Source organism: Thalassotalea sp. LPB0316, assembly GCF_014898095.1.
Classification (GTDB): domain Bacteria; phylum Pseudomonadota; class Gammaproteobacteria; order Enterobacterales; family Alteromonadaceae; genus Thalassotalea_G.
Genome location: NZ_CP062946.1, coordinates 1,862,358 through 1,883,059, shown reverse-complemented (window position 1 = coordinate 1,883,059; position 20,702 = coordinate 1,862,358). Strand labels below are relative to the sequence as shown.

Here is a 20,702-nt window from a genome sequence, read left to right as displayed (position 1 = left end):
GCTATGTTAAAGATACCCGACTACTCGGGTATGACGATTTATTATGTAGTGCTCGGTTTTTCGCGTCATTCCCGCATGCTGTTAGCGGGAATCTCCCTGCGGGGGATATACGGCATAGAGATACCCGACTACTCGGGTATGACGATTTATTATTTAGTGCTCGGTTTTTCCCGTCATTCCCGCATGCTGTTAGCGGGAATCTCCCTGTGGGGGATATGCGGCATAGAGATACCCGACTGCTCGGGTATGACGTTACTATTGATAGATACCTGACTAATCGGGTATGACGATTTATTATTTAGTGCTCGGTTTTTCCCGTCATTCCCGCATGTTGTTAGCGGGAATCTCCTTTTCGGATATGACGTTCTATTTAAAGCTCAAGCATAATGATATTCATCCAACATACGGACAAAAAAATACCGACATTACGTCGGTATTTTGCTCGGTATTCAATTAGCACTTTAGCGATTTTAACGCTATATAAAGCTAACTTCACTTTAGCTTTATCTGTTGCTAACTAGCCTTCAGAAGCCGCTTTATCACTGGTCGCTTGATAAATAATAATCGGCTTAGATTCGCCTTTGATCACTGTTTCGTCAATCACCACTTTGGCTACATTTTCCATCGATGGTAATTCGTACATGGTATCAAGTAACACAGCTTCAACGATTGAACGCAAGCCACGGGCACCCGTTTTACGCTCCATCGCCTTCTTGGCGATTGCGATTAATGCATCTTCCCTAAACTCTAGTTCAACGCCTTCCATATCAAACAATGCCGTAAATTGCTTAGTCAATGCATTTTTAGGCTCTTGCAAGATCTGAATAAGTGCTGACTCATCAAGCTCACTTAGTGTTGCCACTACAGGTAAACGACCAATGAATTCAGGGATTAAGCCGTATTTCACTAAATCTTCAGGTTCAACTTCTTGGAAGCGCTCCGTTAATGATTTATTTGACTCGTCTGAACGCACTTCTGCGCCAAAACCAATGCCTGTACCTGTTGCACAGCGTTGCTCAATAACTTTATCTAAACCTGCGAATGCACCACCACAAATGAATAAGATTTTTGACGTATCTACTTGCAAAAATTCTTGTTGCGGGTGCTTACGTCCACCTTGAGGTGGCACTGACGCGACAGTACCTTCAATCAACTTTAATAGTGCTTGCTGTACACCTTCACCTGATACATCACGCGTAATTGATGGGTTATCAGATTTACGTGAAATCTTGTCAATCTCATCAATATAAACAATACCGCGTTGTGCTTTTTCTACGTCGTAATCACATTTTTGCAGTAACTTTTGAATAATGTTTTCAACGTCTTCACCAACATAACCGGCTTCAGTTAATGTTGTGGCATCAGCCATGGTAAATGGCACATCTAATAGACGGGCTAACGTTTCCGCAAGTAAGGTTTTACCACTACCCGTTGGGCCAATGAGCAAAATGTTACTTTTACTTAATTCAACACCGTTGTGAGAGTCGCCATTTCGCAAACGCTTGTAGTGATTGTAAACCGCTACCGACAACACCTTTTTGGCATGCTCTTGGCCAATAACGTAATCATCTAAACTCTCGCGAATTTCGATAGGTGTTGGTAGCGCTTCTTTTTCTTCTTTTGGTGAAATCTCTTTGATTTCTTCGCGAATAATGTCGTTACATAGCTCAACACATTCGTCACATACATAAACCGAAGGGCCAGCAATTAACTTGCGCACTTCGTGCTGGCTTTTACCGCAAAACGAGCAATATAGTAATTTGCCGTTATCGCCGTCACCCTTTGTAATATCGGTCATAGGGTACCTCTAACTATCTTTTAAACTTAATTTTCACTCTTAGAGCAAAAGCTTTTTCTGGCAATGGAAGGCGATTAACGCCTTCGCTAAGTCAATCTATGATAACTATAGCTTATTGATCGACACGTTTCTCTAAAATTGAGTCGACTAAACCATATTCCACGGCAGCTTGTGCACTCAAGAAGTTATCGCGATCAGTATCTTCAGTGACCTTTTCAATTGGCTGACCCGTGTGTTCAGCAATCAAGGTATTAAGTTTTTCTTTAATATGTAAAATTTCTTTAGCGTGAATTTCAAAGTCTGATGCTTGACCTTGGAAACCACCTAATGGTTGATGGATCATCACACGAGCGTTAGGCAAACAGTAGCGCTTACCCTTTTCGCCACCTGATAATAAGAACGCGCCCATACTTGCCGCTTGGCCAATACAAACAGTACTTACATTTGGCTTGATAAATTTCATGGTATCGTAAATTGCCATACCAGCTGTTACTGAACCGCCTGGAGAATTGATATAAAGATAAATATCTTTTTCTGGGTTCTCTGATTCTAAAAATAGCATTTGAGCAACAATCAAGTTCGCCATATGGTCTTCAACTTGACCGCATAAGAAAATAACACGCTCTTTAAGTAAACGAGAATAAATATCGTATGAGCGCTCACCTTTAGCAGTTTGCTCAACAACCATAGGTACTAACGCATTTTCAGTCATACTGGTAATATCTGACATTTTTGGATGAGAATTAAACAACAGCGGTTCCTTTTAAAATAAAAATGGCTTATATGAAAACATATAAGCCATTTAAGCTACTGAACTAGTTAATGTCAATCAAAAAGCTTACTTAGCTTCTGGATTCATGATTTCTTTAAAGCTAGCTTTTTTGTTTTTAACTTTTGCTTTGTCTAAAACAAACTCAACAGCTTGCTCTTCTAATGCAACGTTTTGCATTTGTTGAAGCATTTCTTTGTTGCTGTTGTAGTAATTGATCACTTCTTGTGGATCTTCATAAGCAGAAGCAGCTGTTTCAATTAACTCTTGAACTTTTGCATCGTCAACTTTGATTTCGTTTACTTTGATCACTTCACCAAGTAATAAACCAACTTTTACGCGACGCTTAGCTTGCTCTTCGAACATTTCTGCAGGCAGGTTAGGCATGTTCTTCGGATCAATTTGACCACCAAAGCGCTGTAGCGCTTGTTGACGTAATACATCAACTTCTTGGCTGATTAACGCTTTAGGTAAATCAACTTCGTTAGCTTCTAATAACGCTTCGATAACTTGATCTTTGATCTTAGCTTTAACCGCTTGGTTTAACTCACGGCTCATGTTTTTGCTTACTTCTTCACGTAGTGCGTCAACACCGCCTTCTTCGATACCGAATAATTTAGCGAATTCTTCATCGATTTCTGGCAATACTGGACCTTCAGTTTTGTGCACTTTAATGTCGAACTCAGCTTCTTTACCTTTAAGGTTTTCTGCGTGGTAGTCTTCAGGGAAAGTTACTGTAATAGTTTTCTCTTCACCAACTTTCATGCCTGTAATTTCTTTTTCGAAACCAGGGATCATGCGACCAGAACCAAGCTCTAATTCGAAACCTTCAGCTTTGCCGCCTTCGAATTCTTCGCCATCAACACGGCCTAAGAAATCGATTGTTAACTTATCGCCTTTCTTGGTCTTACGCTTGTTCTCTTTCCACGTTTTGTGTTGGTTTTGTAAAGTAACAAACATTTCGTCTAAGTCAGCTTCTGTTACTTCAGCTTTTGGCGCTTCAACCGTAATTTTTTCGATGTCTTTTACTTCTACTTCAGGGTAGATTTCGAAAACGGCTTCAAACTCTAACTCTTTACCTTCTTCATTGCTTTTTGCGATGAATTCAGGGCGACCTGCTGGATTTAATTTCTCAGCCATAATCGCTTCGAAGAAGTTGCGTTGCATTAATTCGCCAGCAACTTCTTGACGTACAGACTTGCCATAACGCTTTTGAAGAACTGTTGGTGGAACTTTACCCGGGCGGAAACCATTAATACGTTGCGTTTTACCAATTTGGCGTAAACGGTTCTTAACTTCTACGTCAACAGTTTCGGCAGGAACTGTAATTGTAAGGCGACGTTCCAAACCTTCTGTAGTCTCAACTGAAACTTGCATTTATATACCTCAAAAATTTGCGTTTATACGCGTCGATTAACGCATCTAATACTTATGCTTTATATGTACAACCTAGATAGGGACACTAAAACCAACTTTCAAGCCCGTTCAGCGCATTATTTTTGTACATATAAAAACCATAAAACGATGGTTAGTTTAAAATAATGACGCCGAATTATAGCCATGCTTTGGACAAGAGTCGAGTATAAAAATGGAATAAAAGAAAATTTGCTTGGGTGCGTTAGTTTTAATGGGTTTTATGAGGGGTTGGGGATGAAGGCTGTAATGCTGTAATGCTGTAATGCTGTAATGCTGTAATGCTGTAATGCTGTAATGCTGTAATGCTGTAATGCTGTAATGCTGTAATGCTGTAATGCTGTAATGCTGTAATGCTGTAATGCTGTAATGCTGTAATGCTGTAATGCTGTAATGCTGTAATGCTGTAATGCTGTAATGCTGTAATGCTGTAATGCTGTAATGCTGTAATGCTGTAAGATGGTTGCCAAGTATTTTCTTCAAGTCAACAAGTCATCAGTAGATATCAGGAGATTCCCGATAGAAACATTCGGGAATGACGAAGCATCCTTCGCCTTCACATTAATTGTGACAACGTTCTAGCATTAAATCGTTATAGCTTTGTAGCATATATTTTTAGAGAAAGTGGTCGGTGATGTAGGATTTGAACCTACGACCCCTTGGACCCAAACCAAGTGCGCTACCAAGCTGCGCTAATCACCGACGAAAGATGGGGTGGCTAATGGGACTTGAACCCACGACAACCGGAATCACAATCCGGGGCTCTACCAACTGAGCTATAGCCACCACAGAAATGGCACGCCCTGCAGGATTTGAACCTGCGACCCACGGCTTAGAAGGCCGTTGCTCTATCCAGCTGAGCTAAGGGCGCACATTACCTACAAGGTGCTTCTTTCAAACTAGAAAGAAAGTGGTCGGTGATGTAGGATTTGAACCTACGACCCCTTGGACCCAAACCAAGTGCGCTACCAAGCTGCGCTAATCACCGACACAAATGTTGAAACAGTGCGTCGTTTCAACGGATGCGGATATTACCGAGTTGCACCCTACTCGTCAAACCTTTTTTATAAAAAAATGTTTGTTCGCTCACTTTTACACCACCTTGCTCAAATTAGCGCACTTTCGGGTAAAAATCAGCCGTTTGAACATCATCTATGGCTTGCTTATCTATCAGTAGGTAAACCAAGTGAATTTAGATCACCTCAATTTCATTATTTTTACCAAGATTACGTGATAAAAGCTACAAGCTAAGTTTTATTTGTGAGAAAATAGCCGCGATTCATTGACAACATTTCACGAGATTATGACAGCACAACTTATTGATGGTAAAGCAATCGCCCAACAGATCCGTAACTCAGTAAAAGAGCGCGTTGCAAAACGCATTGAAGCAGGTAAAAGAGCACCGGGATTAGCCGTAGTATTAGTCGGCAGTGATCCGGCTTCACAAGTTTATGTCGGTAGTAAAAGAAAAGCCTGTGAAGAAGTCGGCTTCATCTCTAAATCATACGATTTGCCAGCAGATACTACCGAACAACAACTGCTTGAACTTATCGATGAGTTAAACAACGACAACGACGTTGATGGTATTTTAGTGCAACTACCTTTGCCTGAAGGGTTAAATGCCAATCTTGTGATCGAGCACATCAACCCGAATAAAGACGTTGATGGCTTTCATCCTTCAAACGTTGGTAAGCTCGCACTGCGTCAACCGGGGTTACGCCCTTGCACGCCTAAAGGTATTATCTCGTTAATCGAGTCAACCGGTGTAAAAACTCATGGCTTAGATGCGCTTGTTGTTGGCGCATCAAATATCGTTGGCCGACCAATGACTTTAGAGCTATTACTTGCCGGTTGTACAACGACTACAACACATCGCTTCACTAAAGACCTAGAGAGTAAAGTGCGCCAAGCAGACTTAATTGTCGTTGCGGTTGGTAAACCAGAATTTATTCCGGGTGAGTGGATTAAAGAAGGTGCGATTGTGATTGATGTAGGTATTAATCGCTTAGACACGGGCAAGCTTGTCGGTGACGTTGAATTTGACATCGCAAAAGACAGAGCCAGCTACATTACACCCGTTCCAGGTGGTGTAGGCCCAATGACAGTAGCAAGTTTAATTGAAAATACGTTAATTGCTTGTGAAGAGTTTAACGATATTTAACGATTAAGCACTACCTCATTAAGCCCTCATTGTTGAGGGCTTTTTTATTGCTATACCACAACGCTCTTTGTAGTCTTTCTTCTGAAAGAAATAATGAAAAAGGCAATCAACATCTGAACCCCTCCAAATAACAGGGCGCAAAATAACACCATATCGCCAATCGATTGATTAACACCTAGTGCTGCCGGAAATAACGAAACTTTGATCAGTACAGCTAAATTTATGTTTCTCACCACCACTTCGATTTCTATGGCAGTTTTATCTGCTTTCTTTAACTTCAATACTTCAGTAATTAATGCCGTTAGAGCCCATAAACTGATAATAAACGCCAGCACAATAACCAGATTATCTTGACCAAACGCGGCGATATCTAAACGCCCAGCACTCGCACTACCAATGACGATGAGCAAAATACCGACAAGTGACGCGCGGATAAACCACGCAGATAACACCTGAGCAATCTGAGATAAATACTTGTGGAGCAGCATACCAATAATCAGTGGCAGTAATAGCGTGAAGCTAATGTCACTAATGATCCTAGCTGTTGGCATGACAAAATCTTCCGGTAAATAATCAATAATAAGTAGACCAAGAATAAAAGGGGTAAAGAATAGACACGCGATTGTTGTTACTCCAGTTATTGAAATCGACAAAGGTACATTGCCTTTAGCAAAATGGGTAAAAACATTAGAGGTTGTACCGCCAGGAATAGCAGCAATTAACGCAAGGCCGATGGCAACTCCGATATTGAGCGCTAACGCTGTAATAAAAAAATAAGCAAGTAATGGTGGTAGTAAAAACTGTATACAAGTTCCCGTAAATACCGCCTTAGGCTCTCGTGCAAGATCTTTGAAATCATCAAGCGTTAGTGTTGCTCCCATACCCAACATCGCACAAATTAACTGAAATGCTGCGATGGCATACTCATACTCGATATAAAGTTCAGCCACATATTCACCTTAATTATTGTTCTTATGTTTGATTTTTATACCACTAAATATAAGTAAAAGGTCAGCAATAATTTAATTTTTCAACTGATAGTGACCTGTTTTCAATAACTGAATCTTTTCTTTCGCCAGCGCTAACGCATCAGCCTCCGATGCAAAATAGTCAGGTGTAATTCCACTATTTTTCCAACTTCTATCACTATCCGGTGCTTGAAATAACGCGAACGGGACACTTAATTCAAAATATTTATCGATAATAAATGTCTTGTTCAAACTTGCATTACCAATTGATTCTTCGCCAATGATCAAAGCGCCTTGTTGCTGCAAGGCAAGATTAAAAAACTCCCATGCTTGTTGAGCAAATGCAGATTGTAAAATCACAAGCGATTTAGTGCTGATAGAGTTGCTATTGATAGTTTGAGGTGTTTGCGGTGAACTTAGGGACAATACAGGCGTTAAGTTTTCACTATCGGTACGTTTTAAATTGGCAAGGTGGATATCTGGTTTAACAAAACAACTGATAAAGTGATGAATGACGGTAAAACTGGCGTCGCTTGCATCTAGCGTATCTATTATATAAGCACTTGAGCCGTCAAGTTTTGCTAAGATCAGTGTTAACTGTTCAATGCTTGAGATATTTTGAAAATTACCTGAAAAGTGAATATAGCCAATATTGTTATCTAGTTTTTGGTATTCAATTTGATAACCAACATCAGCACTTTGCCCACTAGACAGCGTAAAACTATCATCTAATGCCTGCTCATTTAAACTGATAAAGCCATCGCCATCAGGTGAGGCAAATACGCTATTTATCAGAGTTATCAATTCATCTTGTCGATAGCTCGCGTAGAAATCCCCCTTATCTAGGGTATTTAATAGATTTCTCGCAATAACAGTGGCTTTATCCTCGTCGTAATATTGTTGCTCAATGGTTTGAGCAATTTGCATTACGGTATTATTTATCTCGGTTTTACTTAGTGTAAGCTCGTCTGCAATCGCTAACGCAACGCCTTGCCAGAGGAAATAAATTGATAAAATAACGTTGAGAACTATTCGATTCACAATAATCGATCCATGACTATGGTTAACTTTGGTATTAATTAATTGATGGCGTCACTGAGGTTAATTTTCAAGGATAAAAAAAGGGCTAAGTTAGACTTAGCCCTTACTCGTTCCAAAGCGGAGAACTTACTTCTTACGCCAGGTTGTTTTGCCAGCGCTGTCTTCTAAAACAATATTCATCGCGTTTAACTTATCACGGGCTTCATCAGCTAGCGCCCAGTTTTTATCTGCGCGTGCTTGGTTACGTTGTGCTATTAACGCTTCAATTTCGGCAACTTCATCACTATCGCCAGCGCCTTGTAAAAAGCTCTCAGGTGATTGTTGTAACAGCCCTAATAAGCCACCTAGTGCTTTTAGTGTACCGGCAAGTTCAGCGATATTGTCTGTTTGTTCTTGTTTGGCAACATTGAGCTGTTTAGCAACCTCAAACAAGACAGATAAAGCTTGTGGTGTGTTGAAATCGTCATCCATTGCTTTACAAAACTCAACAACAAATGGGTTTTCTTTATCTAAAGCAAAATCTTCTGCAACTTCGACATCACGTAACGCGGTATAAATGCGCTCTAACGATGATTTAGCCTGATCTAAATTATCTGTTGAGTAGTTCAGCTGGCTACGGTATTGACCAGAGGTTAAGAAATAACGCGTCGTTTCCGCATCGTATTTTTGTAATACCTCGCGAATGGTAAAGAAATTACCTAATGACTTAGACATTTTTTCTTGATCAACCTGTACCATGCCCGTGTGGATCCAGTAATTCACGTATGGCGTATCAAGTGCACAACAGCTTTGTGCTACTTCATTTTCATGGTGTGGAAAGGCTAAGTCAGAGCCACCACCGTGAATATCAAAATGGGCACCTAGCTCTTTTGCGTTCATTGCTGAACATTCGATATGCCAGCCTGGGCGACCTTCACCCCATGGCGACGTCCAGCTTGGCTCACCTGGTTTTGCCATTTTCCACAATACGAAATCAAGCGGGTTGCGTTTGGTATCATCTACTTCAACACGCGAGCCAGCTTGCAATTGTTTAAGGTTTTGACCACTTAACTGACCGTATTCTTTAAAGCTGGTAACATCAAATAATACATCGCCACTTGAAGCGACATAGGCGTGCTCTTTTTCAACCAAGGTGACAATCATATCGATGATTTCTTGCATATGGGTTGTTACACGTGGCTCGATATCAGGGTGTAACAAACTCAAAGTATCAAAGTCGTGATACATTTCACTAATATTACGCTCAACTAATGCCATAGGATCTTCGCCATTTTCATTAGCGCGCTTGATGATTTTATCTTCTACATCCGTGATATTACGAACGTAAGTCACGTCGTAACCTGAAAAGCGCAAATAGCGAACAATGTTGTCAAAACCAATATATGTTCTCGCATGGCCGATATGACACAAATCGTAAACCGTCACACCACAAACGTATAAACCCACCTTGCCTTCAACAAGGGGTTTAAATGCTTCTTTCTTTCGTGTCAGGGTATTATAAATTTGTAACATCAGTTGCTTTTCCGTCGACTGGTTAAATAAAAACTCGAATATCTCGATAAATTAGGGGACGCATTGTACCCGAACAAATGAATTCGGTCACCACTTCCCTTTACACTTCGATGTTTTAAGTTACAATTCTTGCAACTATTTAGTGTGAGAAATTAAAATGATTACTTTTCAAACAAACTTAGGTGACATCAAAATTGAATTAGATTTTGAAAAAGCACCAATTACTGCGGAAAACTTCGCACAATACGCAAAAGACGGCTTCTACAACGGTACGATTTTCCACCGTGTTATTAAAGGCTTTATGGCGCAAGGTGGCGGTTTTGCTTCTGGTATGGAAGAAAAAGATACCCGTGATCCAATTCAAAACGAAGCCAATAACGGCTTAGAAAACAAACGCGGCACATTAGCAATGGCTCGCACTCAAGCGCCTCACTCTGCATCGGCACAATTTTTCATCAACTTAGTTGATAACGACTTCTTAAACTTCAAATCTGAAGATATGCATGGCTGGGGCTACTGTGTATTTGGTCAAGTCGTTGAAGGTATGGATATTGTCGACAAAATGACACTAGTAGAAACAGGTCGTTTTGGTTTCCACGACGATGTACCAAAAGACGAAATCATTATTAACAACACGATTGTTGAATAATTTAGATGACAAAAGCAGTTAAACAGCAAGTCACCTACTTTATCGCTGACTTGCATTTAGCGCAAAACAGGCCTGATATTACGGCCTGTTTTTTATCGTTTTTAAAAAACGATGCAATCTTGGCTGAGAAACTTTATATCCTTGGCGATTTGTTTGAGCTTTGGTTTGGCGACGACTTTCAATCACCGTTAAACGATGATATTGCCAATGCCTTAACACAACTAGCTAATACAGGTACCGAGATATTCTTTATTCACGGTAATCGTGACTTTGTTTTAGGTAAAGATTACGCCAAGCGTTCATCAATGCAGTTACTTCCCGAAAAAACAACGATTGATTTATACGGCCAAAAGGCCTTGATCATGCATGGCGATACCCTTTGTACCCGTGATGTTGATTATCAAAAGTTTCGCAAAAAATCGCGTACTTGGTGGTGGATGGGCTTAGTCACGAACTTGCCACTGTGGTATCGCAAGCGCTTAGCTGAAGGCTATCGCGAAAAGAGCAAAAGCGCGCAGCAAATGAAATCGCTCGATATTATGGATGTAACACCAAGTGAAGTGGTGAAGGAGCTTGAAGCGCATCAATGCCAATTATTGATCCACGGCCATACTCACAGACCTGACATTCATCAACATCAAGCCAATGGCAAAGCAGCAAAACGAATCGTCTTGGGCGACTGGTACGAACAAGGTGCTTGGCTAAAAGTCACCCCAACCGAGATGACGTTGACGAATTCACCATTTGTTTAGGTGACTGATTGTTCTTAGAACTATTACCTAAACTATCAACTAAACTAATAGCTAAAAATTAATAGATAAAAACCAATCAAAAAAGTGGCTTAGACATTTTAACTTTACTTGTGTGGCAAATAAAAAAAGCCACATCAATTGATGTGGCTAAAGTGATTTATTGAGTTTTTGGATTTACCAAAGTGATTTATTGAGTTATTGGATTTACCAAAGAGTTTATTATTTTTTCAATTCCGTTTGAACTTTGTCTACAAACGCTTGCATTTGAAGCGTAGTGTAATCAATGTCTGCGGCGCCAAAGCTTTTGCCTGATTGCATTGGATAGCCTTGTAACGAGTCCATGAATTCTTGAACTTTGTTGCTTACTGGTACGAATGCCCACATGTTGTCAATCATCCAACGAACATACATAGCCGATTCAACAGGTGCTTTTTCAAATGGGTCAGCACGTAAGTTAACTAGTTGTGGCCATGCTGGTACTTCACGTACGCCACTTGCCATGTCACCTTTAACTAAGGCAAAACTTGCTTTCCAGTCGTTCCAACGAATCGCGTTTAGCTGACCTGTTTGACTGAAGTACATTAGCGTATCACGTGGTGATGTTTCTTCTTTGCCTTCAAAGTAAGGTTTGAAGTTATGACCATCTAAGTGTACGCGCCATTTTTTATCGTTAACCTTGCGACCAACCTTTAAGTCATCAACTAGGTTCTTATCACCCATCGCAGCAGCAAGTGTTGGCATCCAGTCAAGGTGTGACATCATGGCATTTTCTTTAGTACCTGGCTTGATGGTACCCGGCCATCTCACTAGCTGAGGGACGCGCATACCGCCTTCGTATGTTGTACCTTTTTCACCGTGGAAAGGCGTATTACCGCCGTCAGGCCAAGTAAAAGTCTCTGCACCGTTATCAGTTGTATAGATAACAATCGTATTGTCAGCGATCTTTAACTCATCTAATTTATCAAGTAATACACCAATATGCTCATCGTGCTCTAACATACCATCAGCGTAGATACTTACGCCCGATTTACCTTTCCACTTCTCTTGTAAACGGGTGTGGATGTGCATACGAGTACTGTTGTACCAAATAAAGAAAGGCTTATCCGCTTTGTGTGCTTTGTCGATGAACTTTAACGTTGCCGCTAAAAATTCTTCATCAGCTGTTTCCATGCGCTTACGTGTTAATGGACCCGTATCTTCAACACGACCATCAGCATAGGCATGAAGTACGCCGCGTGGGCCGTATTTCTGTGCAAACTCTGGATCTTGTGGGTAGTAGTAAGTTTCTGGCTCTTCCTCAGCATTTAGGTGATATAAGTTACCAAAGAACTCGTCAAATCCGTGCTTAGTAGGTAAGTGCTCATCTTGATCACCTAAGTGGTTTTTACCAAATTGGCCCGTCATATAACCGTTGTGTTTTGCAACATCGCCCAGTGTAGGTGCCCAGTCAGGAATACCGTGACTAGAGCCTGGCATACCGATGGTCATTAATCCTGTGCGAAATGGCTCTTGACCTAAGATGAAAGATGCACGGCCCGCCGTACAACTTTGTTGGGCGTAGTGATCGGTAAATAATGCACCTTCATTTGCTAAACGGTCGATGTTTGGTGTTTGATAGCCCATCATACCGTGGTTATAGGCACTGATGTTATAAATACCAATATCGTCACCCCAAATAGCAAGGATGTTTGGTTTGTCTGGATTGGTTGTTGCCATTGCAGACATTGACACAGAAACCACGCCGAATGCCATTGCAACTTTTGATAATGCTGAACTAAAAGACATAAAAGCCCCTTTCAATTTGATTTCAACTAAATAACTGGAGCAAATATTAAGTCAGAAAAAATCGACTTTGAAATCAATTAAAATACCAGTACTATAAGCCAAGCTTATAATAAAGTTTAAATGTTACATTTATGAAACAATACTTAAGAAATATAGATTTAAATTTATTGTCTATTTTTACGGCACTAATGCACGAGCGAAACTTAAGCCATGCAGCTGAAAACTTAGGAATGTCTCAACCTGCGGTATCGCAAGCCTTAAAGCGCCTGCGCTCGGTATACAACGACCCGTTATTTGAAAGAAAGTCAGGCCAAATGATGCCGACGTTGAAAGCCATGGCAATAGCCCCGGTTATTGAAGACATGCTTAATAATGTCTCTTTAACTTTGCCCGACATGCATACATTTGATCCAAATAAAGCAAAACTTAATTACAAATTAAATATTACGGGTGTCGAAAATTCTTATTTTTTAAGACAGTTAGCAGTTAAAGTTGCACAATTAGCACCTCATGCTTCCTTAACGATTAGCAATGATGTATTAACCCACCCAGAAAGAGCACTGCGAGAAAAGGAATATGATTTGCACCTGGACTATGTGCCTATTGAATCAGAGGACTGTTATCACAAAATCTTGTTTACCGACGATATGTATATTCTTGCCCGTAAAGATCACCCTAGACTTGCTGGTAAGTCTCATATAACCCTATCTGATTTTCTCGGTGAAACACATGCAGTATTAAGACCTAGAGAAAATAATGTTTACCCAATTCAATACGCAATAAAAGAAATGACGCTCGACAGAGAGATAAAATATACCAGTTCAAATTTCGACAATATTGTTGATATCGTTAAAGCGACTGATCATTTGTGTATTGTTCCGGGGATTACGATCAAAACACTGAATAATCAAAGCGATTACATTTGGTTTAAACCTCCGTTTAAACTCGATAAAACGCATGCCTATATCAACTGGCATTGGAGTGTTGAACACTTGAAATCAAACCGCTGGATCAGAGAGCTCGTACTAGAGGTTTGTAGCGAATATAATCCTGTTAATCTTGAGTAAGCTGCAGTGGTTAGCCTAGTTCTCATTCTACCGAGTTGCCAACAAAAAAGCCCGCGTAATATTTGCACGGGCTTTTAATATGGCGGTGAGTGAGGAATTATGCCGGGCGTCCTGCCCTCCACCCTTTTGGGGCCGCGCAAGCGCGTTCAAAAATGTTCCAGACATTTTTGTATGCCGGGCGTCCTGCCCTCCACCCTTTTGGGGCCGCGCAAGCGCGTTCAAAAATGTTCCAGACATTTTTGTATGCCGGGCGTCCTGCCCTCCACCCTTTTGGGGCCGCGCAAGCGCGTTCAAAAATGTTCCAGACATTTTTGTATGCCGGGCGTCCTGCCCTCCACCCTTTTGGGGCCGCGCAAGCGCGTTCAAAAATGTTCCAGACATTTTTGTATGCCGGGCGTCCTGCCCTCCACCCTTTTGGGGCCGCGCAAGCGCGTTCAAAAATGTTCCAGACATTTTTGTCGAATCTGATTCTCATTCCTTTTTGTTCACCGATAAAAAAGCCCATGTAAAAATTACATGGGCTTTTAAGATATGGCGGTGAGTGAGGAATTCGAATCCTCGAAGGGCTATAAACCCTTACACGAGTTCCAGTCGTGCGCCTTCAACCACTCAGCCAACTCACCAGAATATATTGCAATACAGTATTAGTGCGATAAGGCTATAACGCTATAAGGTCAAATATAAAAACTTTACAGCTTTACAGGGCGGCTATGGTAAAAAAAAAGCCTTGGCTAAGCAAGGCTTTATTCTATCAATAAGTTGATTTGGTTATTTTTTCAATGACGCGGTAAACGCCAACATGCGATTGGTTGATTTAAGCGCGCCAATTCTTACTTCATCGCTAACAAAGACTTCTTTACCCTTTGGATCGATAAGCGCTTCTTCAATCGCCTTAAGGCCATTCATTGCCATCCAAGGACAATGTGCACAGCTGCGACAAGTAGCCCCCTCGCCAGCGGTTGGCGCTTCAAAAAACTCTTTCTCAGGGCAAAGTTGTTGCATCTTATAAAAGATACCGCGATCGGTTGCGACGATAAACTTGTTATGGGGTAATTCTTGTGCAGCCTTAATAAGCATAGAAGTAGAGCCAACCGCATCTGCGAGTTCAACAATTTCTGCTGGTGATTCAGGGTGAACTAACACAGCGGCATCAGGATGAAGCTTCTTCATATCGATTAGCGCTTTGGTTTTAAATTCATCATGAACAATACAAGCGCCCTGCCACATTAACATATCGGCACCCGTTTGCTTCTGAATGTAATGACCTAAATGGCGATCAGGCCCCCACAAAATCTTTTCACCTTGCTCATCCAAGTGTTCAACAATTTCCAGTGCACATGATGAAGTCACAATCCAGTCAGCACGAGCTTTTACAGCAGGTGAAGTATTGGCATAAACGACAACGGTGCGATCAGGGTGTTCATTACAAAATGCGTCAAACTGTTCAATAGGACAGCCTAAATCAAGTGAACAGGTCGCTTCAAGCGTTGGCATAACTACGGTTTTTTCCGGCGTTAATACCTTTGCGGTTTCACCCATAAACTTAACACCAGCGATGATTAACACATCGGCTTCATGCTGATTACCAAAGCGAGCCATTTCTAGAGAGTCGGCAACACAGCCGCCGGTCTCTTCTGCAAGTGCTTGAATTTCAGGATCGGTGTAATAGTGAGCAATCAAAACAGCATTTTTTTCTTTTAGTAGCGATTTGATACGTGACTTGTACGCTACTTTTTCATCAGCTGACAAAGTCGCAGGCTTTGCCGGGAATTGAAAGTCGATATTAACAGCTAAATTGCTCTGGCTCATAAAACTAACTACCACATGGAAATGAAACGGCGCCAATTATACGTGATCAGTTGTATAAAGTGTATATATTCGTCTATCAATAATCAGCTTTAATGAAAGCTAGGTTGGAATGTCGGAATGTTGGAATGTTGCTACTTTCAATAGGTGTTATTGGTGTGTCAACCTTAAAACCTTATAACTTTCAAACCTTAAAACCTTTTAGAAAGGTGGTCGGTCGTGAAGGATTTATTCCGTACATCCTGTACTTCACCCTGCGGGCCGCGCAAGCGCGTTCAAAATTGTTCCAGACAATTTTGTGAACCTTCTTCTCAGGTTCTGCCTGACTAGTAGTTATTACTTGAGATATTTTGATGTTAAGAAAAGGTGGTCGGTCGTGAAGGATTTGAACCTTCGACAAATTGGTTAAAAGCCAACTGCTCTACCAACTGAGCTAACGACCGATATATATTGTAAGAGTAATTAGTTGAAGAAAGTGGTCGGTCGTGAAGGATTTGAACCTTCGACAAATTGGTTAAAAGCCAACTGCTCTACCAACTGAGCTAACGACCGATTACTAATTACTTTTTGATGGAAACCAACTACTTGGTGGAAGTGGTCGGTCGTGAAGGATTTGAACCTTCGACAAATTGGTTAAAAGCCAACTGCTCTACCAACTGAGCTAACGACCGATATCCATCTTGCTTTGCCCTACTCGTTCAAAGCGAGGCATATGATACTGATAATTTCCTTCAGTGCAACAATAAAATTCGCTTTTTTTGAATTTAATCATGCGTTCGCACAAAAAGACCACAAACTGATTACAATATCAACAATAATAGCTAATTACTGCAAACTTTCTAGTCGTGGTTTGGCTAATTGAGCAGCTGATGAGTTTGGATATTCAGACAATAATTGCTGATATAAAACCACGGCTCTAGCATTGTCGTTTTGCTTTTGTGCCACCATACCGAGTTTAAGTAATGCATCGCTGCGCTTACTTGACCCTTCATGCTGGTTTACGACAATCGAAAACTCAGTTTTCGCTCTTTCTAGCTCACCTTTATTAAATAATAACTGACCTAACCAATAATGGGCATTGGGCGCATAGGTAGAATTCGGGTACTTGTTATTAAAGGCTTCAAATTCAGGAATTGCTTCATCGTAGCGCTTGTCTTTAAGCACCATATTTACTGCGCGATCATAAGCTTCATTCTCGGTTAAGTCTGAGCTGTAATTTATCGCTGGCGCACTGGCCTCTGGCGCTGTGATAACGGCAGGAGGAGTAGCCGGTTGCATCGCTGCAGATACGCGTTTATCTAACTCTTGATATAAGTCGCGTTGACGTTCAAGAATTTGATTAAGCTTATGCGAATGTAACTCGGTGACACCACGAAGTTCGTTAACTTCATTTTGCAATTCATTAAGTTGTTGTTGCATCATCACTTGAGTTTTATTACGAACACTAAGCTGACGCTCAAGGTTTTGTAATCGCTGCTCAACTGATAGCGATGAGTAACTCGATGATGACGACGTAGATGATTGTCCACTAGCGTCAATTACCGGCGCTGGCGGTGCAGCTAGCGCGTTTGCGCTAACTGCCAATGAAACACCTAATACGATTTTATTAAGATTCATTGATTAACCTGATTAGTAAACTAATACTGCACGACGGTTTTTAGCAAACGCGCTTTCGCTGCGATCTTTAACCATAGGCTTTTCTTCACCGTAGCTAACGATGTTAATTTGCGAAGAAGATACGCCTAACGTTTCTAAGTAAGTCGCTACTGCTTTTGCACGACGTTCACCTAACGCGATGTTGTACTCTGGCGTACCACGCTCATCAGCATGTCCTTCAATTAATACCGTAGTATTTGGATTTGCTGATAAAAATTGTGCGTGAGCTTCTAGCACAGCAGCAAACGTTGAGCTAACTGTCGACTTATCAAAATCGAAGTATACGATATGCTCAGAGCGCAACTTTGCAAGTTCTTGACGCTTTTGCTCTTCAATTTCAGCCGCGCGTTTTGCAGCAGCAATGCGCACTGCTTCAGCTTCGCGTTCTGCTTGAGCTTGTGCTTGAGCTTCGGCATTAGTATCGACTGTGCTTTGCGTTTGTGTTTCATCATTTGAGCTACATGCAGCTAATGTGAACATAGGCAGAGCGATTGCAAGGGCTTTAACCGTTTTGTTTAAGCGCATTTCATTTTCCTTTTTTATTAATTTTAAAATTAACTGTTAATTATAAAAATGGCGACCATGATGGTGATTTTACTTGACCATTTAATGCAGGTAAACGCGCTTTGAAGCGACCATCAACAGACACTAAACTCAACACCTGACGATTATTGTGCAAGGTTGAGTAAATAATAATGCCACCGTTAGGCGACACACTCGGTGATTCATCTAGTCTTGTTTTTGTTAAAACTTGGAATACACCCGTATCAAATTCTTGTTTTGCTAAGTGGTATTGTCCCTGAGTACGGTTAACCATAATTAATTGGCGACCGTCTGGGGTAATTGAACCACCTAAGTTCATTTCTCCGTCGAATGTTAAACGACGAATTTTTCCATCGAGTAAATTTACGCGATATAGCTGCGCTTTTCCACCCCGTTCTGAAGTAAATACTAATGATTTGCCATCTGGTGACCAACTTGGCTCTGTATCTATCGCACGATGACGAGTTACACGGCGCAAACGCTTAGTCGCCACATCCATGATATAAATTTCTGGATTGCCGTCTTTTGACAGGACCATAGCGAGCTTAGTGCCGTCTGGTGAAAAGATGGGGGCGCTGTTAATGCCTTTAAACGAACTGATCAGCTGACGTTGGCCAGTGTAGATATCAATGGTAAATATTTGTGCCTGATGATTCTCAAAAGTAACAAAGGCTAATTGCTCGCCATTAGGGTGCCAATTAGGCGACATCAGCGGCTCTTTCGAGCTCAATAACACGTGCTCATTAGCGCCGTCGTAATCTGCAATCACTAATTGGTAGGGAAATTCACCTTCATCGCGAACAATAACATAAGCAATTTTAGTTAAAAACGCGCCACGTGTCCCCGTTAGCTGCTGGTAGACTTTATTTGAAATGGTATGGGCGTAACGTCTGAATTGATCAGCGCCTATTTCGACACGTGACTCAGCCAGAATGTGATCTTCTGAAGCGATTAATTTACCGCCAGATAACATTTGTGTTTCACCGCCAGTTACTTGGCCTCTAATTACGTCAACTAATTGAAAATCAACTTGGTATCGGCCGATTGTCGTTTCTTGAATTTCGCCAATAACAATGGCTTCAACCCCGGTTGATGCCCAAGCGGCATAATCAACTTCGCTGTCTTTTGATGGCAATTGAGGATACTTTGACGCATCGATAGGGCTAAATTTACCACTGACTAACAAATCAAAGCTAACGACATCAGCAATGTTTTCTGGTAGCGGGTTAATACCAGTGTATTTAAACGGCAAAACCGCAATTGGGCGTGCGCTATCAATCCCTTCGGTAATAATAATTTCAAGTGTTGCACGTGCCTGGGTAGACACAAGCACCGCGATTAAGACAACGAGTCGATATAAATGCTTCATAACGTTTTTATAAAATACTCTCTATTTCGTTTATTTCACAAGTTAAAATTTAGGTTCAAAAATTAAGTTTATGTTTTTCATTTCATTGAAAACATCAGGGTCTTGCGAAACAGGTAAGGTACCTGCCTTGTATACAGCTGTTCTAGCCGCATTACAAACGGCTGCATCACCAGACAATATTTGAACGTTAGTTACAAAGCCTGATGTTGCAAGACTAATCTTTAATTTACAAGACTTTCCTTCCATAGTTGCTCTATCTTTTATGAAGTTCCTGTCAATAGTCTGGTAGATTAACGCTTGATATTTTTGTAATTCAGTCTGCATTTGGGCCCGTCTTGCTTGCTCTCGCTGGGCCATTTCTTGCGCCATTTGCTCGGCAAGCATCTGCTCTTGTAACGCTCGCTCTTTCGCTTCACGCTCTTTGCGCTTGCGCTCTTCTTCTTTTTGCTTGCGTGATTCTTCCGCTTTTTTCGCTTCTGCTTCTTCTTTTATGCGCTTGGCTTTGGCGGCAGCGGCAGCTTCTTCAGCACGCTTTTGCTCTTGCTCTTTCGCTTGACGCAGTTTTTCTGCTTGGTCGGCTTTCGCCTTAGCTTTTCTCGCCGCTTCGTCGGCGCGTTTTTTATCTTGCTCTTTTTGTTTGCGCTGCTCTTCTAAAGCTTTAATACGTGCTTGCTCTTTGGCGCGTTTCTTTTGCGCATCGGCGGCTCGGCGCTCTAGATCGCGAATACGCTTATCTTGTGCGGCTTGCTCGTCAGCTTTTTGCTTGCGAATTTCCTTTACCCGAGCTTCGAGCTTTGCTTTATCAACCGTTACCGCTTTGATCGGCTCGATCTTATCTTGATTTTGCTCGACCGCTGAGGCTTGTATTGTTGGTGTTGGTTTGTCATGTGACATTGAAAAGTCGCCAAAAAACAACACAACGGCTAATACAAGGTGCAATACCAGACTAATCACTAACGCAGTAGAGTACTTCATAATGACGTTATTTCTCCGGCGTATCTGTCATTAAACCCACCGATGGCACACCGGCTTGTTTTTGCAACATCACCATCAGTTGAACGACTGCATCATAACTGACGTTGCCATCTCCGTTTACTACAACTGGGCGATCGGGTTCAACCACAAGTCGAGCAGCGACTTCTTCTGCTAACTCCTGCACCGACATAGGGATATTTTCACCTACGCCGTTCGCTAAATAATAATTACCATCAGCATCAACTGATGCAACTAGTGGGGTTTTGCTGTCTTTATCTAAAGGTTCAGCTTCAGCCTTTGGCAAATCAACTTTGACGCCTTGTGTAATTAAAGGCGCCGTCACCATAAAGATAATCAAAAGTACCAACATAACATCAATGTATGGTACTACGTTGATTTCTGCGACTTTGCGTCGTCTTACTCTTTGGTACATTGTTA

The 20,702-nt window shown here is 41.4% G+C and carries 19 protein-coding genes and 8 tRNA genes; 5 read left to right on the top strand and 22 right to left on the bottom strand.

Annotated elements, in window-relative coordinates:
- Positions 1-517 precede the first annotated feature (517 nt).
- The 8 genes from clpX to LP316_RS08355 all read right to left on the bottom strand — a co-directional run bounded on the left by clpX (position 518) and on the right by LP316_RS08355 (position 4,968).
- On the bottom strand, positions 518-1,798 hold the full coding sequence (clpX, locus tag LP316_RS08390) for an ATP-dependent protease ATP-binding subunit ClpX (protein WP_193020561.1): 1,281 nt from the start codon (positions 1,796-1,798) through the stop codon (positions 518-520).
- A 112-nt stretch (positions 1,799-1,910) separates the two neighbouring features.
- Positions 1,911-2,528: an ATP-dependent Clp endopeptidase proteolytic subunit ClpP gene (clpP, locus tag LP316_RS08385; protein WP_193023849.1), complete on the bottom strand. Its 618-nt coding sequence runs from the start codon at positions 2,526-2,528 to the stop codon at positions 1,911-1,913.
- Positions 2,529-2,636: 108 nt separating this feature from the next.
- Entirely contained in the window at positions 2,637-3,944 is a 1,308-nt protein-coding gene (tig, locus tag LP316_RS08380) for a trigger factor (RefSeq protein ID WP_193020560.1), read from the bottom strand.
- Positions 3,945-4,201: 257 nt separating this feature from the next.
- Positions 4,202-4,450 carry a hypothetical protein gene (locus LP316_RS08375; RefSeq protein WP_193020559.1) on the bottom strand — a complete coding sequence of 83 codons (249 nt, stop codon included), beginning with the start codon at positions 4,448-4,450 and terminating at the stop codon, positions 4,202-4,204.
- Positions 4,451-4,605: 155 nt separating this feature from the next.
- Positions 4,606-4,682, bottom strand: a tRNA-Pro gene (locus LP316_RS08370).
- A gap of 8 nt (positions 4,683-4,690) precedes the next feature.
- Positions 4,691-4,766: transfer RNA gene (locus LP316_RS08365), tRNA-His, on the bottom strand.
- An 8-nt stretch (positions 4,767-4,774) separates the two neighbouring features.
- Positions 4,775-4,851: transfer RNA gene (locus LP316_RS08360), tRNA-Arg, on the bottom strand.
- 40 nt (positions 4,852-4,891) lie between these two features.
- Positions 4,892-4,968 (bottom strand) — tRNA-Pro (locus tag LP316_RS08355).
- Positions 4,969-5,283: 315 nt separating this feature from the next.
- Between LP316_RS08355 and folD the strand changes: the two genes are divergently transcribed.
- Entirely contained in the window at positions 5,284-6,141 is an 858-nt protein-coding gene (folD, locus tag LP316_RS08350) for a bifunctional methylenetetrahydrofolate dehydrogenase/methenyltetrahydrofolate cyclohydrolase FolD (protein ID WP_193020558.1), read from the top strand.
- A gap of 50 nt (positions 6,142-6,191) precedes the next feature.
- Here the strand turns inward: folD and LP316_RS08345 are convergent, their stop codons facing one another.
- The 3 genes from LP316_RS08345 to cysS all read right to left on the bottom strand — a co-directional run bounded on the left by LP316_RS08345 (position 6,192) and on the right by cysS (position 9,662).
- Positions 6,192-7,091, bottom strand: coding sequence for a bile acid:sodium symporter family protein (locus LP316_RS08345; RefSeq protein WP_193020557.1), 900 nt, complete (start codon positions 7,089-7,091; stop codon positions 6,192-6,194).
- A gap of 72 nt (positions 7,092-7,163) precedes the next feature.
- Positions 7,164-8,150, bottom strand: coding sequence for a S41 family peptidase (locus LP316_RS08340; protein ID WP_193020556.1), 987 nt, complete (start codon positions 8,148-8,150; stop codon positions 7,164-7,166).
- 126 nt (positions 8,151-8,276) lie between these two features.
- Complete coding sequence (gene cysS, locus LP316_RS08335; RefSeq protein ID WP_193020555.1) at positions 8,277-9,662, bottom strand: cysteine--tRNA ligase; 1,386 nt, start codon at positions 9,660-9,662, stop codon at positions 8,277-8,279.
- A 157-nt stretch (positions 9,663-9,819) separates the two neighbouring features.
- Between cysS and LP316_RS08330 the strand changes: the two genes are divergently transcribed.
- A complete protein-coding gene (locus LP316_RS08330) occupies positions 9,820-10,311 on the top strand; it encodes a peptidylprolyl isomerase (RefSeq protein WP_193020554.1) in 492 nt (163 codons plus the stop codon).
- A 5-nt stretch (positions 10,312-10,316) separates the two neighbouring features.
- Positions 10,317-11,063, top strand: a complete 747-nt coding sequence (gene lpxH, locus LP316_RS08325; protein ID WP_193020553.1) for a UDP-2,3-diacylglucosamine diphosphatase — start codon at positions 10,317-10,319, stop codon at positions 11,061-11,063.
- Positions 11,064-11,282: 219 nt separating this feature from the next.
- On the opposite strand, the gene LP316_RS08320 is transcribed toward lpxH, so the two are convergent.
- Complete coding sequence (locus LP316_RS08320) at positions 11,283-12,848, bottom strand: arylsulfatase (RefSeq protein ID WP_193020552.1); 1,566 nt, start codon at positions 12,846-12,848, stop codon at positions 11,283-11,285.
- Positions 12,849-12,979: 131 nt separating this feature from the next.
- Between LP316_RS08320 and LP316_RS08315 the strand changes: the two genes are divergently transcribed.
- Positions 12,980-13,915 (top strand): LysR substrate-binding domain-containing protein, encoded by a 936-nt coding sequence (locus LP316_RS08315; RefSeq protein ID WP_193020551.1) that lies wholly within the window; start codon positions 12,980-12,982, stop codon positions 13,913-13,915.
- Positions 13,916-14,067: 152 nt separating this feature from the next.
- Positions 14,068-14,424, top strand: coding sequence for a hypothetical protein (locus LP316_RS08310; protein ID WP_193020550.1), 357 nt, complete (start codon positions 14,068-14,070; stop codon positions 14,422-14,424).
- Between the two features lie 23 nt (positions 14,425-14,447).
- Here the strand turns inward: LP316_RS08310 and LP316_RS08305 are convergent.
- From LP316_RS08305 to tolR, 10 genes are all read right to left on the bottom strand, one after another.
- Positions 14,448-14,538: transfer RNA gene (locus tag LP316_RS08305), tRNA-Ser, on the bottom strand.
- A gap of 145 nt (positions 14,539-14,683) precedes the next feature.
- A complete protein-coding gene (nadA, locus tag LP316_RS08300) occupies positions 14,684-15,724 on the bottom strand; it encodes a quinolinate synthase NadA (RefSeq protein WP_193020549.1) in 1,041 nt (346 codons plus the stop codon).
- Positions 15,725-16,088: 364 nt separating this feature from the next.
- Positions 16,089-16,164, bottom strand: a tRNA-Lys gene (locus LP316_RS08295).
- Positions 16,165-16,197: 33 nt separating this feature from the next.
- A tRNA-Lys gene (locus LP316_RS08290) sits at positions 16,198-16,273 on the bottom strand.
- A 43-nt stretch (positions 16,274-16,316) separates the two neighbouring features.
- A tRNA-Lys gene (locus LP316_RS08285) sits at positions 16,317-16,392 on the bottom strand.
- A 154-nt stretch (positions 16,393-16,546) separates the two neighbouring features.
- On the bottom strand, positions 16,547-17,338 hold the full coding sequence (gene ybgF, locus LP316_RS08280; RefSeq protein ID WP_193020548.1) for a tol-pal system protein YbgF: 792 nt from the start codon (positions 17,336-17,338) through the stop codon (positions 16,547-16,549).
- Positions 17,339-17,350: 12 nt separating this feature from the next.
- On the bottom strand, positions 17,351-17,902 hold the full coding sequence (gene pal, locus LP316_RS08275; protein ID WP_193020547.1) for a peptidoglycan-associated lipoprotein Pal: 552 nt from the start codon (positions 17,900-17,902) through the stop codon (positions 17,351-17,353).
- 40 nt (positions 17,903-17,942) lie between these two features.
- Positions 17,943-19,289, bottom strand: a complete 1,347-nt coding sequence (gene tolB, locus LP316_RS08270) for a Tol-Pal system beta propeller repeat protein TolB (RefSeq protein WP_193020546.1) — start codon at positions 19,287-19,289, stop codon at positions 17,943-17,945.
- A 42-nt stretch (positions 19,290-19,331) separates the two neighbouring features.
- Positions 19,332-20,264 carry a cell envelope integrity protein TolA gene (gene tolA, locus LP316_RS08265; RefSeq protein ID WP_193020545.1) on the bottom strand — a complete coding sequence of 311 codons (933 nt, stop codon included), beginning with the start codon at positions 20,262-20,264 and terminating at the stop codon, positions 19,332-19,334.
- A 7-nt stretch (positions 20,265-20,271) separates the two neighbouring features.
- Positions 20,272-20,697 carry a protein TolR gene (gene tolR, locus LP316_RS08260; protein WP_193020544.1) on the bottom strand — a complete coding sequence of 142 codons (426 nt, stop codon included), beginning with the start codon at positions 20,695-20,697 and terminating at the stop codon, positions 20,272-20,274.
- Between the last annotated feature and the right edge of the window lie 5 nt (positions 20,698-20,702).